A 14283-nucleotide genomic window follows, 5' to 3' on the forward strand; every position below is an offset into this window, starting at 1 on the left:
GAGGGCGACGAGCATCAGCGCCCGGGTGCGCAGCACACCAGGATGGTCACGGCAGCGGGACCTCCCGCAACTCGCGGCGGGACTTGATCCCCAGCTTGCGGTAGATGCTGCGGAGGTGCGCTTCGATGGTCCGCGGGCTCAGGAACAACTGCGCGCCGACCTCCCGCGACGTCGCGCCCGTGACCACATGCCTCGCGACCTGCAGTTCCTGAGCCGTGAGCTCATCGGTCGACTGCGTCATGCGCTTGCGGGGGCGCTCGCCCGTGGCGCGCAGCTCGTTGGCGGCGCGGGCGGCGAAAGCTTCGGCACCCATGGCCGAAAGGAGGTCGTGCGCGGTTCGGAGCGCATCCCGAGCATCCTGGCGTCGGCCTTCGCGACGAAGCCACTCTCCGTAGACGAGGTGCGCCCGTGCGGCCTCGCCGGCGATCCGCGACGCCTCCAGCTGCGCGATCGCCTCCCGATAATGTGCCTCGGCCGAGGGGCCCACGGTCGTCAGCGCGCGTGAGCGCGCTTCCAGGCCGCGTGCCCAGGCCGTGTCGCAGGCTTTGGCCCGTGCCGTCAACCGCTGGAGCGCGTTCGCCGCGGTGTCCGGGTCGCCCGCACGGGCCGACGCCTCGATCAGTTCGGCCAGGCCGATAGTGCTCAACGACAGTTCGAGGCTGGCGCAGGTCGCCTCCGCCGCGTGCTGTGCCTTGGTGTACTCGCCGAGCGCGTTGTAGAGCACGGCCGTCGCGTACTTCGCCAGGCCGACCTCCGCACCGTTCGCGGGATGGCTGGGATCCCGCAGGGTGACGTCGTGCAGCCGGATCGAGGTCGCCCGGTCGCCGCTCCACGCGGCGAGGATGGTCTCGGAGTGACGGCTCCGGACACCCCCCGTGGCCTCCGTGATGGAGATCGACTGGGCGACGAGTTCGCGCGCCCGAGCGATCTCGCCGCTGATGATCAGCACGTTGGCGTGCAGGCTCAGTGCCGCGGGAAGTACGGCGAGGGCCCCGGCCGCGCGCGCGGAGCGGACGTAGGCCTCGGTGAGGTCGTGAGCGAGCTCATCGTCGAGAATCCCGACGGCGATCCTGCCGGACAGGTCGTGGACGATCCCGATGGTGCGCCTGGCGGTGAATCCCGGCCGCAGCCGGGGCTGATCGTCCGGAATTCCGACGTCGCGCAACGACGCCAGTGCGTCCCGCAGGGCGGGCACGCCCGAGGAGAACTCGTGCACCATCGTCGTGGCCAGCCCGACGAGCAACCTGTCCATCGGCCGCGTCACGCCCTCGATCGCGGGGTCGTCAAGGGCTGCCCGCGCGACGATCCGGCCGATCGGATCACCGTAGATCATCGACAGGTCGAGCGCGCCGAGGCGGATCTCACGAGCCAGCTCCGGATCGTTCCGGGCCGCCCGTACCGCGGCTTCGGAGAGCATCGCCGGTGCTTCTCGATGCCGGTTCAGGTGGTACACGATCTGCGCGCGCAGCAGTGCCACCCGGGCGCGCTGAAGCGTGTCGAGCGGTCCGGCCTCGGCCGTCGCGAGGAGGTCGAGCGCCGGCTCCGGTGCACCGGCCTCGCGCAGTGCGTGCGCGGCTTCCAGTGCTCGTCGTGCGCGGTCGGCGAGATCCGGTGTCAGCTCCGTCGACCGCTGCAGGAACGCCCCCGCGGCCGCGGAGCCGCCACGCGCACGCGCTCTTGCCGCGGATCGCTCGAGCTCCGCCGCGATTCGCTCGTCGAATCCGGATGCCGCCTGAGCGGCATGCCACGCCCGCCGATCGGGTTCGAGCGCGGAATCGGTGGCGGCCGCCAGCGCGGCGTGTGCGCGGTGGCGATCCGCGTGCCGGGCGGCGCGATAGACGGCCGAGCGCACCAGGGGATGCCGAAAACGTACCCGGGTGCCGATCTCGATCAGCCCGGCGGCTTCGGCGGGCGACGCCGACTCAGGAGCGATGCCGGCATGGGCGGCGGCGCGGGCGAGCAGGGACGGGTCTCCCGTCGGATCCGCGGCGGCGATCAGCAGCAGCGTCCGGGTCTCGCCGGGCAGGTCCCCCGCTCGGTTCCGGAACTCCGTCTCCACGCGCCCAGGGATGTCTGAGACGTCGGGGTGCTGGAAGCCGCCGGCGAGTCGCGCGGGCCGGGAGTGGGTGGGAAGCTCGAGCAGCGCGAGCGGGTTTCCACGGGCTTCGGCGATGATCCGGTCCCGCACGTCGTCGTCCAGCGGCGCCGCGACAGCCGAGTCCAGCAGCGCGCGGGCATCCGCCTCGCACAGCCCGTTCAGACGCAGCTCGGGCAGGCCGGCGAAGACGGTGTGGTCCTCACCGTTGTCGCGGACGCCGAACGCCATCGCGATCCGTTCCGCGTCGACGCGGCGCGCGACGAAGGTGAGCACTTCGGCTGAGGCCCGGTCCAGCCACTGGGCGTCGTCGACGAGACAGAGCAGGCCGCTTCGCTCGGCGGCGTCGGAGAGGAGACCGAGGGTTGCCAGGCCCACGATGAACTTGTCGGGGGCGGGGCCGGCCTCGCGGCCCAGCGCGACTCCCAAGGCCAGTCGCTGCGGCTCCGGCAGCGCGGACATGCGGTCGAGGAGCGGAGCGCAGATCTGGTGCAGCCCCGCATAGGCGAACTGCGTCTCCGCTTCGATGCCCGTCGACGTCTCGATGCGGAACCCGAGCGCCCCGGCGCTGGTGCGCAGATGCTCCAAGAGCGCGGTCTTGCCGATACCGGCCTCGCCGCGCACCACCAGGGCGCCGCTGTGCCCGGCCTTCGCCTCGCGCAGCAGCTGCTCGACCTGGCGGCATTCCGCCTGCCGGCCCAGAAGTGTCGACAGTTCGCTCTCCTCCGGGTCGCTCACCGACCTGAACCATGTGGTTACCACCGCCATTATGACGGGTCGGGCGCGTCGTGAGTCCCGGCGAGGTGACCTCCTTCGGGGACCCGAACGGCGCAGGAAGTCGACCGCCATGCGGCGCCGCGGTTCGCGGGCACGTCTTGACCGTGTTCCGGCAACACGGTGTCGACTGACTGCGCGCAGCCGGACCTCGCTGCGGCGAGCTCGTGAAGTGACAGGCCCGACGCTGCTCCCAGGAGATGGCATCTGAGCACCAGGAGGACGCGTGCAGTCGATGATTCCGGACTATCTGGACCAGGTTCTCCACGATGTGGCATCGAACACATCCGGGGAACTGGCGGACTACATCCCCGAGCTCGCCGTGGCGGAACCCGAGCGTAGCGGAGCGGTCTTCGCCACGGTCGACGGTCGCGTGTACGGCGCGGGAGATATCGACACCGAGTTCACGATCCAGTCCATCTCCAAGCCGTTCGCGTACGCGTTGGCACTCGACGATTCCGGTTTCGATACCGTGCTCGCGAAGGTCGGTGTCGAGCCGTCGGGGGAAGCTTTCAACGAGATATCCCTGGAGAGAGGTACCGGGCGTCCTCGCAACCCGATGATCAACGCCGGTGCGATCACGACCCACGCGCTCGTCGGCGCCGGGCTGCTGCCGCCGGACGAGCGCGTGGACCGGGTTGTTCGTGGTCTCTCGGCCTTCGCCGGCCGCCCCCTGACGGTAGACGCGGCGGTATGCGCCTCCGAGATGGACAACGCGCACCGGAACCTCGCGATCGCTCACATGTTGAGGAGCTACGGAATCCTCGACGAGGATCCACGAGCCGTGGTCGACGGTTACGTCAAGCAGTGTTCCGTGCTGGTCACCGCGCGAGACCTGGCCATGATGGCCGCGACGTTGGCCAACCGCGGTATCAACCCTCTCACCGGCGACCGGGTGGTCGCCGATTCGGTGGTGCGGCAGGTGCTCAGTGTGATGGCAACCTGCGGAATGTATGACGCCGCCGGTGACTGGGCGACTCAGGTAGGTATTCCTGCCAAGAGTGGCGTGGCCGGAGGGCTCATCGGCGCGTTGCCCGGCCAGATCGGCATCGCGACCTTCTCACCACGGCTGGACTCCCATGGGAACAGCGTTCGTGGCGTCGCGCTGTTCGAACGCTTCTCCTCGGACATGGGCTTGCATGTCATGGAGGTTCCGGCCGCCGCGCGTGCCGTCGTGAGCTCCAATCACGTCCGGGAAGCCGGCACGGGTGCGCTCCGAGTCATCCAGCTTCAGGGCGGGATCCGCTTTGCCGGAGCCGAGCGGATCGTCCGTGAGGTGGTGGACGACACGCCCGTGGAAAGCAGGGTGGTTCTCGACCTCACCAGGGTCTCGTCGATCGACGACGTGGCACGACGAATGCTCCTCGAGATCGCGCGCCGACTCACCTTGGACGGGAGCGAGGTCTATCTCGTGGATCCGGAGGCGATGGTTCCCGATCCGGATCCTGGTGACGGCGGCCGGATCACCGTCGTGGACGATCTCGAGCAGGTCGCGAGCCGGCCGCACGGGACGCTCGGGACGCTCGGGAGCGACGGGCGCCCACCGACTGAGACCTAGGGCATGAGAACGGCCGGCGCTTCGCATCCAGCGGCTGGGGCCGTCGGCCGATGACGCATCCGAGGCCCGGCAGATCCGCGCAGCTCCGACCGACCCGGCAACGGAGAGCCGAACCGATGTGTAGTATCGACCATCTGGTCAGTTCGACCGATGACAGGCAGGTGTTTCCGTGGCCGGAGGGCGGCAGACGCGCAATACGGAACGCACGCGCCGTGCGGTCCTGGACGCTGCGACCCAGCTGATCCTCGAGAAGGGCACGGCCGTCACGCTGGCCGAGGTCGCCTCGATCGCCGGAGTGTCCAAGAGCGGCCTGATCCATCACTTCGGCAACCGGGACCAGCTCGTGATCGCCGTCGTCGAGGACTTGTTCGAAAAACTCCGGACGGCGGTCCTCGCCCATCTCGACCTCTCCGAGAACTATCCCGGGAAGATGCTTCGCGCCTATGTCCGCGCGCTCTTCGCGGCGAGCGCCGAGGCCGTGCCCGCACGCGACCTCGCGTGGGTGTCGAACTGGACCGGCCTGCGTGCCATTCCCGCCGTTGCCGAGGTCATCGACGAGCACAACGCATGGTGGAGCGAGCAGTTCGCCATGGACGGGCTCAGCCCCGAGCTGATCCAGATCGTTCGGCGGGCCGCCGAGGGTGTCGCGGCTGCCGCCCTCCAAGGGGAGGAGGACGGCGCGAGTATCGCGACCGCCCGCCGCCTCCTGCTCGACCTCGCCACCAACGGCAACTTCAGCGCGCCGCTCTGAGCCCTCGGCATCTGCGCGGACGCGCTCGCACGTGAACAGGTGCCTGGTGGACAGGAAGAGAAACCGCCGGAGAGAAGTTGACCATGTTCCGGCCACAGCCTCTTGGATGGCTTCAGGCAGTCGCAGGGACCGACCCGAGCAATGCCGATAGCGCGACGGCTACGTCCCGCGTCGCCGTGGTACGCCCAGCCGATCGGTACGACGGCGGGCCCGAGCCGTTTGCTGACCTGGGCGTGGCCCTGCCCGCAAAGACAAGGAAGACATCGTGGAAATCGCTGAGCAGGCGTCCTCTCGCACGCCCCGGCCCGGTCCCTCGCGGCGCTCCGCCTGGTTCTGGGTGCCGCTTGTCCTGCTGGTCGCGCTCGTGCTGGTGCTCGGGTGGCTGAACAAGACACCGTGGTGGGGTTGGGGGCTGGTCGCGGTGCTCCTGGTCGCCTTCGTGCTGACGTCGTCGTGGTGGTTGCGGCGCGGCGTCGCGCTTCGAGCGGGGGCGTGGCTGGTGGCAGGCGCGGTCGTGGCCGGAACGGTGGTGCTCGCCCATCCGGGGCCACAGTTGCGGGTGGCCGGAGGCGCGGAGCGCGAGGCGACGCAGCCGGTCGAGACCGCGGAAGGTCCGGTGACCGGCGTGCGCAACGACGCGGGCACGGTCGAGATCTTCGCGGGTGTTCCCTACGCCGAGCCGCCGGTCGGCGAGCTGCGGTGGCAGGCACCGCAGCCGCCCGAGCCGCGTTCCGAGGTGCTCGTCGCCGACCGGTTCTCGGCGGCGCCGGTGCAGGCCACCACGACCTTCGCCACCAGGGCGCTGTCCCAGACGATCGACATCCCCCTGGAGGAGACGTTCCTCAACCCCTACCCGGTCGACGAGGACAGCCTCTACCTCAACATCTGGCGCCCTGCGGGGGCGGCGTCGGCCGACCTGCCGGTGATCGTCTACGTGCCGGGCGGCGGCTTCGCCACCGGATCGGGTGCCCTGCCGCTGTACGACGGCGAGGCGCTGGCCTCCACCGGTGAGGCGGTCGTGATCACGATCAACTACCGGTTGGGTGTCCTGGGGTTCCTGTCGCACCCGGAGCTGGCGGCGGAGTCGGAGTACGGCGCGTCGGGCAACTACGGGATCCTGGACCAGGTCGCTGCCCTGGAGTGGGTGCGGCAGAACATCGCCGCCTTCGGTGGCGACCCGGGCCGGGTCACCGTGGCGGGGGAGTCCGCGGGCGGCGAGAGCGTCTGCATCCTGGGGGCGACGCCCCTGGCCGAGGGCCTCGTGGACGGGATCATCGGTAGCAGTGGTGCCTGCATGGGTACGGAGGGGAACACCGAGGACGGCGACCAGAGCGACTCGCGTGCGGTCGCGGAGGACGCGGGCGCTCGGCTGGCCCAGGAGCTCGGGGTCGACACGGTGGCCGAGCTGCGGGAGCTGCCGGTGGACCGGATCACCGAGGCCGCCGAGGCCGTCGGTCCGCACTGGCGGCCCTCCGTCGACGGGTATGTGCTGGACCGCAGCCCGGCGGAGATCTACGCGGCGGGTGACCAGCTCGATGTGCCCACGATGGTGGGCAGCAATGCGGACGAGCTCTCGATCGTGAAGGCTTTCCCCCCGGAGTCGGTGACCCCCGAGGAGTACCGCGCGACGGCCCAGGAGGAGTACGGCGAGGACGCGGCGGCGTTCCTCGACCTGTACCCCGGCGAGAGCGAGGAGCAGGTGCTCGACTCGATGCTGCAGGCGCAGGCCGACCGCGTGTTCACGCGCGCGATGTACCGCTGGGCGCGGCTGCAGAAAGACAGCGGTGAGGCGCCCGCCTACCTGTACTTCTTCACGCACACCCCGCCCGACGAGGGCCTTCAGGAGTACGGGGCGTACCACGGCGCGGAGGTGATGTACGCCTTCCGCAACCTCGGTGCGGACGACGACGCCGACTACGCCCAGGCCGACTACCTGCTGCGTGACCAGCTCAGCGGCTACTGGCTGAACTTCGCACGGACCGGCGACCCCAACGGGGCGGGGCTACCCGGGTGGTCCACGTTCGCCGACGCCCCGGAGCAGGTCATGCAGCTCGGCGTCCCCAGCGGTATGGCGGCCCGTCCACGCCCCGCGGCGATCGACTACTGGATGGGCTACCGGGGGCCGATCGCGTGAACACCGCCGGAGTCAGCGGGGGATCGGCGTGCCGAGGTGGTCGTCGATCCGGCTGACGGGTGACACTCACCGGTCGGACGCGCAGAGGGCGTCTGCCAGCTCGTCCGGTGCCGGCGGCTGTTCGTGGGCGGCGGTCCGGGCGCGGCGAAGCACGTCGCGCTGCGCGGGGGTGTACAGCTCGGCCAGCGCCTGGACCAGCGTCCGCTCCGCGGCGGCGTGCAGCCAAGGCCAGGTGGCGGAGCGCCAGTGGGCGCCGCTGCGTGCGATCCGTGCCGCGAGGCGCTCGCGGGTCGTGTCGCTCGCATCGGGGGGCAGCGCGGCGAGCTCCTCGCTGACGCCGGGAGGCTCCGCCGCGACCATCCTGCGCAGGGACGCGATCGCCTCGGCGTCGTAGAGCCGCGTGCAGATGTGGATCAGCGCGCGGTCGGTCTCGGACAGTCGCCCCGCGACGGACTCGAACCCGTGGGGCGTGTCGACCGGTGCGTCGGCCCGCAGGATGGCCGCGATGTCGGCGCGCGCTCGCCGCGACCTCTCGATCTCATCCTGCAGCGCGGCGTCGAGGTCGCGCAGCGCGTCCGTCAGGTCGCTCTCGCCCACGGCGCCGATCTGTGCGAGCGGAACGCCGAGCTCGGCGAGCCGTCGGAGCCGGAGCAGACGGACCAGATGAGTAACACCATACTGTTTATACCCGTTGTATCTGCGTGAGGGCTCGTTGAGGAGTTTGAGTGCGTGATAGTGCCGTATCGTGTTGACTGTCGTGCCCGCGAGGTCCGCGAGTTCACGTGTGCTCCACGTCATGTCGCCAGGCTCGCGGCATCGGGTCCGGCCTCGCATCGGTGGAGTCCCCTGGTCGTACCTCGTCGTCTCGGCAGGTGTCGGTGCCCGTGTCGGTGAGAATTGCCTAATCGGTTGGTATGCGGCAGGACGGCGCTGCTGAAGCACGCCGGCGACGCGGCTCCGGTCCCGCGTCTTGACCGTGTTCCCGCCACACGGTGTCGACTGACGGCATGTCACGAGAACTCGCGGACAACTCCGGCGCGCCTGTCACCGTCGGGATCGAACACGCCGACCCGGTCAGTGCCTACGTCGTGAGGCTCGCCGACGGCTCCGCCGTCGGGAGGGCTGACTTCGTCGATCCGCCCGACGGCCCCGATGAGCGCATCTTCTTCCACACGGAGGTGGATCCGGAGTTCGGGGGTCGGGGCCTCGCCGGGCTGCTGGTGCGTGCGGCACTCGAGGACAGCATCCGCGACGGCCTCGACGTCGTGCCGGTGTGCCCTCTGTTCGCCCGCCACCTGGACCGGCACGGAGACGAGTTCGTCGCGGACGGGGGACGGTTCCGCTCGCCGACACGTGCCGACATCGTCCTCGTCGGGCGCATCACGCGAGGGCGTCCCTGAATGCGTCCGTTCCTGGGCAGGGTGATGCCTGACAGTCGGCAGGCCGATCTCGCCGCCACCGTGATCAGCCGGATCTCCGTCCTCAGCGGGCACCCGGTGCTCCCGCGCGATGCCGAGGGAAAGGCCGTGCGATGACGAATCCCGACAGGCGCCCGGAGCTGGAGCTTCTCGCACCCGGCGAGCCGTGCACCGCGGTCCAGCACCTCGAGCCGCGCCACGTCCCCCTGGGTGGACCTCGCGCGATGACGGTGTATCGCACGCTTCCGCAGCGGAAGAGATCGCTGGTGGGCGCGTGGTGCTTCCTGGACCACTATGGTCCCGACGACGTCTCCGCGACCGGAGGGATGCAGGTGCCCCGGCATCCGCACACGGGCCTCGCCACGGTGTCCTGGCTCTTCAGCGGGCGGGTGGAGCATCTCGACTCGGGCGGCAACGCGGCCTCGATCCTGCCGGGAGAGCTCAACCTCATGACCGCGGGCAGGGGCATCACGCATCAGGAGATCAGCGGCCCCGACGATCCGGTTCTGCACGGCGTGCAGCTCTGGTACGCGCTTCCGGACCAGGCGCGCTTCGGCGAGAACGGGTTCGCGCACTACGCGCCGGAGCCGGTGACGCTTCCGGGGGTGACGGCTCGCGTGTTCCTCGGTGAGCTCCTCGGCTCGGCCTCGCCCGTCGACACGCGAACCCCCGGCCTGCTCGGAGCCGAACTGGTCCTCGAGCCCGGGGCCACGACGCAGCTCGACGTCCGCTCCGACTTCGAGCACGCCGTGCTCGCCGAGAGCGACACGGTGACGGTCAACGGGACCGTCCTCGAGCACCGGTCGTTGGCGTACATCCCGCCCGGCGCGGACACCGTCGCGCTCGCGGCGGGCGACACGGCCGTCCGCATCATCCTGCTGGGTGGCATCCCGCTCGGAGAGCAGATCGTGATGTGGTGGAACTTCGTCGGCCGCGACCATGACGAGATCGTCGAGTTCCGGCGGCGTTATCAGGCGGAGCTCGGCTTCGAGCCCGCCGACCCGAGGGACGCGGGCGCGCCCGCCCTGTTCGGGCCCTTCCCCGCCGGTCAGCCGAGGCCGGTGCCGGCGCCGCCGTTGCCGAACGTGGCGTTGAGCCCCCGTGAGTGAGGTGACGCGGACGCCGTGCACGCCGACCTCGCATCAGAGCACGATCGCGGCTGAGGAAGTGCGGGGTTGACAGTGTGGTGGGCACACGGTTTCTGCTCACAGAAGCGGACGGCACACGGCCGGGCCGTGGCGAAAGGGAAATCATGGGTTACATCACCGTCGGACAGGAGAACAGCGCGCCTGTCCAGCTGTACTACGAGGACCAGGGCTCGGGCCAGCCGGTCGTCCTCATTCACGGGTATCCGTTGAACGGTCACAGCTGGGAGAAGCAGACGCGGGAGCTCCTCGCGGCCGGCTACCGGGTCATCACCTACGACCGTCGTGGATTCGGGCAGTCCTCGAAGGTGGGATCGGGCTACGACTACAACACGTTCGCGGCAGATCTGAACGCGGTGCTCGAGACCCTGGACCTGCGCGACGTCGTCCTGGTCGGCTTCTCGATGGGCACGGGGGAACTCGCGCGGTACGTCGCACGCTACGGGCACGAGCGGGTGGCGAAGCTCGCCTTCCTCGCCTCGCTCGAGCCGTTCCTCGTCGCACGCGACGACAACCCCGACGGCGTGCCGCAGGAGGTGTTCGACAACATCGAGGCGGTCGCGAAGCGCGACCGGTACGCCTGGTACACGCAGTTCTACAAGGACTTCTACAACCTCGACGAGACACTCGGCTCACGGATCAGCCCCGAGGTCGTCACCGGCAGCTGGAACGTCGCGATCGGCAGCGCCCCGGTCGCCGCGTACGCGGTCGTGTCGGCGTGGATCGAGGACTTCCGTGAGGACGTCGTCGCCGTGCGTGCCGCCGGCAAGCCGTCACTGATCCTGCACGGGACCAAGGACAACATCCTTCCGATCGACGCCACCGCGCGCCGTTTCCACGCGTCCTTCCCGGAGGCCGACTACGTCGAGATCGAGGGTGCCCCGCACGGCCTGCTCTGGACCCATGCGGATGAGGTGAACGCGGCCCTGAGCGCGTTCCTCGGCAAGTAGGACGTCGACCTGACAGCGGCAGGGGCTGTGTGCGGTCTGCGCCCTCGCCCAGCCCCTGCCCGCCCGCCCCATCGGCGTCGAAGCCGGCAGACCTGATCGGTTCGTGGTGCGCTGAGTGAGCGCGGAGAGGACAGGCCATGTCGTGGAGTACACGTGGGCTGGCAGAGCTCGCCGGAACGACGGTGAACACCATCCGTCACTATCACCGCGTCGGGCTTCTCGAGGAGCCGGAGCGGCACGACAACGGCTACAAGCAGTACGAGGTGCGGCACCTGGTGAGTCTGCTGCGGATCCGGCGTCTGGCGGACCTGGGGGTGCCGCTCTCGCAGATCGGCGAAGGCGGCACGGGACATCGCGGCCCCGAGGCGCTCCGCGACCTCGACGCCGAGCTCGCGGCGAGCATCGAGCGGTTGGCCGGCGTTCGGCGGGAGATCGCCGCGATCCTCCGTGAGGAAGCACCCGCCCACGTGCCCGCGGGGTTCGCGTCCGTGGCATCGCGGCTGTCCGAGGCGGATTCCTCGATGATCCACATCTACACCCGGTTGTACGACGAGACGGCGCTGGCTGATGTCCGGGAGATGGTCGCCGCGGAACCCGACGACGTCAGCGCTGAGATCGAGCGGCTCCCGGCCGATGCGGAGGAGGAGACGCGGCAGGCGCTCGTCGAGCGGCTCGCGAGGCTGTTCGAGAAGAACCTCATCGAGTACCCGTGGTTGAACGATCCTGTCTCGCGTCTGTCCAAGAGCAGGCTCGTCACGGCGGAGACGTTCGTCGAGGCGGCGGCGGAACTGTACAACCCCGCGCAGTTGGACGTACTCGTCCGAGCGAGCGCGCTCGCGCGTGAGCGGCTCGCGAGCCGAGAGCCGGCCGCGCCCGCCGAGGGGACGTGACCTCGGGGCCAAGAGGCCCGCGCCGAACGCTTCTTACGTGGCATCCACCGACGCGAAACCACCGCTGCCCGTGTGAGCCTGGCGTTCCGGCGCGCACCACGCGCGTGGCACGAGAGCGAGGTTCGCATGGCAGAGACGGTAGAGCGCGACGACGTCCATGGTCCGGTGAGAAGCGGCGGAGCTGCGCCCCGGACGATCCAACGGGTGGAGAACGGCTTGGTCGTCGTGCTCGTCATCGCCGTGACCGTCATGGTCGCTCCCGGCCTGTGGTGGTTCCCCTTGGCCACCTTCCTGGTGTTCGACCTGTCGATGCTCGGCTACGCACGCTCGCCGGCTGTCGGAGCCGCCTGGTACAACGCCATTCACACGTACTCCTGGCCGACGGTTCTCGCCGTGCTGGCGATCCTCACCGACGAGTCGTTCCCGACGGTCTCGATGTGGCTCGCGCTGACTGCTCTCTCGTGGGGGTTTCACATCGGGATCGATCGCATGCTCGGCTACGGCTTGAAGCTTCCGGACGCCTTCACGCACACCCATCTGGGCTGGATCGGACAGGCCAACGGTCGAACGCGGAAAGCGCCCGGATCGCACGAGTCCTGAGTCGTCGTCCCGAATCTCCTCGCTCGTGCTCGCCGGTCTGCTCGTCGCGATGCGTGCCGTGGGCGATCGCTTCGGCCGACGGCGGAACCTGCTCATCGGGGCCGTCGCCTGGTACTCGCGGGTCGACGATCCCTTGACCGTGTTGCGACCACACGGGGTCTGCTGGTGCTCGCGGTCGGTACCCGTCGGCCGGGGGACGGAGGGCCAGGATCATGGGAGCAGGCGTGCACGTGCCGGGCGTGGCTGTGAGAAATGGCCCATGAGCACCGGGAGGCGCGCCTGTCCTCCCCGGAACGTGCCGACGCCGGTGTGGGCGTGAAGCGGACGCTGGCGGAGGACCTGATTCTCCTGCTGTTCCAACCGCGGTCCGGCACGATCGCGGGGGAGGGGGCGCTCTTCGACGTCCTCGGCGGCGCGGCCCTCGCCGATCTCGGCCTCGGTGGCCATGTGCGGACCGGGACCGGACGACTGGGAGGGCTGACCGTCGAGGCCGTCGCCGGCAACCCGCCGTCCGATCACCTCCTGCGGGCAATCTGGGCGTACCTCGCCGACAAACCCCGAGGAGTGCAGACGGTCCTGGCCGCGACGGGTCCCGCCCTGTGCGAACCCTTGCTCGACCGGCTCGTCGAACGGGGAGAACTTCGTCGACGCGCAGGCGAGCCCCACGGCTCCATCGGTACCCCGGTGATCGAACCAGGCGACTCCGGACGCCGCCGGACGCTGCTCGGTGACATCCGCACGGTGCTCGTCGACGGAGTCGAGCCGACGCCCCGGACCGCGGCGCTCGCCGCGCTGCTCTACGGCAGCGGCGCGCTGCCGCAGTTCGAACCCGACATCCCGTGGACGTCGCCGGTCATCGCGCGAGCAGAGGAGCTCAAGGGCGGGACCTGGCGAGCGGGAGCAGCGGTGAAGGCCGCGGCGCGCACCGATACGTCGAACATCGTCAGCAACGCCATCGCCGCCGCGGGCCTGGCCGGCCCCGGCAGTGGATGAGCGCAAGCAGCATCGATCCTTCGCAGGGTCTGTCCGACGAGCGGCTCCCCACCCTCAGCGCAGTGTCGGCCCGTCCACCTCGACCGGCCCTGGTGCGGTGGGGTGCTCGACCTGCAGGTTGAGGGTGCTGCGCGACGTCGGGATCACGGCGAGCTGGGCCTCGCTGCCGCTCGTGTCGATGGCGCGCACGTGGAGGTGTCCGTCCTTGAGGCGGAGCGCGAACTGGTCGGTTCCGGCGACGAAGCGCACCTCGCTGTCGTCGTGGATCACCGTGGGGCCCGTGGGCAAGCTCTTCGGCATGGGTACAGGATGCCCTGTGTGGCGAGGTGGGCGCATGGATGCTCAGGTTCGGCGCGGGGGATCGTGGTCGATCGTGGTCCTCGCGGTCCTGACGAACGACTGGATCGTGGCACGGGTGTGGTTGCGGATGTTCTCGGTCCCGTCCCGGTCCTCGACGCCGAGAAACCTCTCCATCGAGTAGTAGGCGGTCTGCGCGGCGTCGACGACTTCGGAGCGGTCGGCCAGGAGTTCGACCAGGTACAGCGCCTGGAGGGTGTTGTCACGGCTGCGGCGGGACTCACGCCGGAGCTGCTCGACGTCGGGCCGGTCACGGTCCTCGACGACGGAGAAGGCGCGGTCGAGCATCGCGCGGCGATACGTCGTGAGTGCGCCCGCGAACTCGCTGTACGCGGACACGCGCTCCTGGCGCAGCTTCTCCTCCCGCGCCCACTGGTTGGCCGCGGCGGCGTTGCGTCGCGCGAACCGGTGGGCCACGGCTTGTCCGACAAGACTGGCGATGATGGCGAGCAGACCACCGACGATGACATCCATCCGCCAAGGGTCCTGCTACCTGGGCCGACGGGGCAACGGTTCGGTCGGGCGCCATCGCCCCCGAACGCAATTCCTCCTTGTCATACGGGGACGAAGCGCCAGTGGGTATGTTCATCGCGCGGAAGGGCTACGGCGTCGGGAGTC

13 protein-coding genes are annotated in these 14283 nt (G+C 69.9%); 9 read left to right on the forward strand and 4 right to left on the reverse strand.

The features are described from left to right. Positions 1 to 46: 46 nt before the first annotated feature. Entirely contained in the window at positions 47 to 2833 is a 2787-nt protein-coding gene (locus tag EDD34_RS09715; RefSeq protein WP_211341543.1) for an AAA family ATPase, read from the reverse strand. A 262-nt stretch (positions 2834 to 3095) separates the two neighbouring features. Here EDD34_RS09715 and EDD34_RS09720 point away from each other — a divergent pair, with 262 nt between their 5' ends. The 3 genes from EDD34_RS09720 to EDD34_RS09730 all read left to right on the forward strand — a co-directional run bounded on the left by EDD34_RS09720 (position 3096) and on the right by EDD34_RS09730 (position 7312). Next, positions 3096 to 4427 (forward strand): glutaminase, encoded by a 1332-nt coding sequence (locus EDD34_RS09720; protein WP_123814380.1) that lies wholly within the window; start codon positions 3096 to 3098, stop codon positions 4425 to 4427. A 169-nt stretch (positions 4428 to 4596) separates the two neighbouring features. Further along, a complete protein-coding gene (locus tag EDD34_RS09725) occupies positions 4597 to 5178 on the forward strand; it encodes a TetR/AcrR family transcriptional regulator (protein WP_123814381.1) in 582 nt (193 codons plus the stop codon). A 265-nt stretch (positions 5179 to 5443) separates the two neighbouring features. Then, positions 5444 to 7312: a carboxylesterase/lipase family protein gene (locus EDD34_RS09730; protein ID WP_123814382.1), complete on the forward strand. Its 1869-nt coding sequence runs from the start codon at positions 5444 to 5446 to the stop codon at positions 7310 to 7312. 66 nt (positions 7313 to 7378) lie between these two features. Here the strand turns inward: EDD34_RS09730 and EDD34_RS09735 are convergent, their stop codons facing one another. After that, the gene (locus EDD34_RS09735) at positions 7379 to 8110 is read right to left on the reverse strand and encodes a MerR family transcriptional regulator (protein WP_123814383.1); all 732 of its coding nucleotides are present in this window, start codon (positions 8108 to 8110) and stop codon (positions 7379 to 7381) included. A gap of 209 nt (positions 8111 to 8319) precedes the next feature. On the opposite strand from EDD34_RS09735, the gene EDD34_RS09740 reads away from it, so the two are divergent. The 6 genes from EDD34_RS09740 (at position 8320) to EDD34_RS09765 (ending at position 13308) form a co-directional block, all read left to right on the forward strand. Next, a complete protein-coding gene (locus EDD34_RS09740) occupies positions 8320 to 8712 on the forward strand; it encodes a GNAT family N-acetyltransferase (RefSeq protein WP_123814384.1) in 393 nt (130 codons plus the stop codon). 131 nt (positions 8713 to 8843) lie between these two features. Then, positions 8844 to 9839 (forward strand): pirin family protein, encoded by a 996-nt coding sequence (locus tag EDD34_RS09745; RefSeq protein ID WP_123814385.1) that lies wholly within the window; start codon positions 8844 to 8846, stop codon positions 9837 to 9839. A gap of 143 nt (positions 9840 to 9982) precedes the next feature. Further along, complete coding sequence (locus tag EDD34_RS09750) at positions 9983 to 10825, forward strand: alpha/beta fold hydrolase (RefSeq protein ID WP_123814386.1); 843 nt, start codon at positions 9983 to 9985, stop codon at positions 10823 to 10825. Between the two features lie 137 nt (positions 10826 to 10962). Beyond that, entirely contained in the window at positions 10963 to 11715 is a 753-nt protein-coding gene (locus tag EDD34_RS09755) for a helix-turn-helix domain-containing protein (protein ID WP_123814387.1), read from the forward strand. Between the two features lie 204 nt (positions 11716 to 11919). Next, positions 11920 to 12315 carry a DUF4260 family protein gene (locus tag EDD34_RS09760; RefSeq protein ID WP_246012282.1) on the forward strand — a complete coding sequence of 132 codons (396 nt, stop codon included), beginning with the start codon at positions 11920 to 11922 and terminating at the stop codon, positions 12313 to 12315. Positions 12316 to 12567: 252 nt separating this feature from the next. After that, a complete protein-coding gene (locus tag EDD34_RS09765) occupies positions 12568 to 13308 on the forward strand; it encodes a GOLPH3/VPS74 family protein (protein ID WP_211341544.1) in 741 nt (246 codons plus the stop codon). 54 nt (positions 13309 to 13362) lie between these two features. Here the strand turns inward: EDD34_RS09765 and EDD34_RS09770 are convergent, their stop codons facing one another. Together EDD34_RS09770 and EDD34_RS09775 are read right to left on the reverse strand one after the other, a co-directional pair. After that, positions 13363 to 13608, reverse strand: coding sequence for a hypothetical protein (locus tag EDD34_RS09770; RefSeq protein WP_123814389.1), 246 nt, complete (start codon positions 13606 to 13608; stop codon positions 13363 to 13365). 42 nt (positions 13609 to 13650) lie between these two features. After that, positions 13651 to 14139, reverse strand: a complete 489-nt coding sequence (locus EDD34_RS09775; protein ID WP_123814390.1) for a hypothetical protein — start codon at positions 14137 to 14139, stop codon at positions 13651 to 13653. Between the last annotated feature and the right edge of the window lie 144 nt (positions 14140 to 14283).

Origin of the sequence: Myceligenerans xiligouense, from assembly GCF_003814695.1 — a bacterium.
In the GTDB taxonomy this organism is placed as follows: Bacteria; Actinomycetota; Actinomycetes; order Actinomycetales; family Cellulomonadaceae; genus Myceligenerans; species Myceligenerans xiligouense.

Coding starts and splice junctions, on each gene's coding strand:
- EDD34_RS09765 (WP_211341544.1), top strand. CDS start 12,568: ATGGCCCATGAGCACCGGGAGGCGCGCCTGTCCTCCCCGGAACGTGCC.
- EDD34_RS09745 (WP_123814385.1), top strand. CDS start 8,844: ATGACGAATCCCGACAGGCGCCCGGAGCTGGAGCTTCTCGCACCCGGC.
- EDD34_RS09735 (WP_123814383.1), bottom strand. CDS start 8,110: ATGACGTGGAGCACACGTGAACTCGCGGACCTCGCGGGCACGACAGTC.
- EDD34_RS09755 (WP_123814387.1), top strand. CDS start 10,963: ATGTCGTGGAGTACACGTGGGCTGGCAGAGCTCGCCGGAACGACGGTG.
- EDD34_RS09750 (WP_123814386.1), top strand. CDS start 9,983: ATGGGTTACATCACCGTCGGACAGGAGAACAGCGCGCCTGTCCAGCTG.
- EDD34_RS09770 (WP_123814389.1), bottom strand. CDS start 13,608: ATGCCGAAGAGCTTGCCCACGGGCCCCACGGTGATCCACGACGACAGC.
- EDD34_RS09740 (WP_123814384.1), top strand. CDS start 8,320: ATGTCACGAGAACTCGCGGACAACTCCGGCGCGCCTGTCACCGTCGGG.
- EDD34_RS09775 (WP_123814390.1), bottom strand. CDS start 14,139: ATGGATGTCATCGTCGGTGGTCTGCTCGCCATCATCGCCAGTCTTGTC.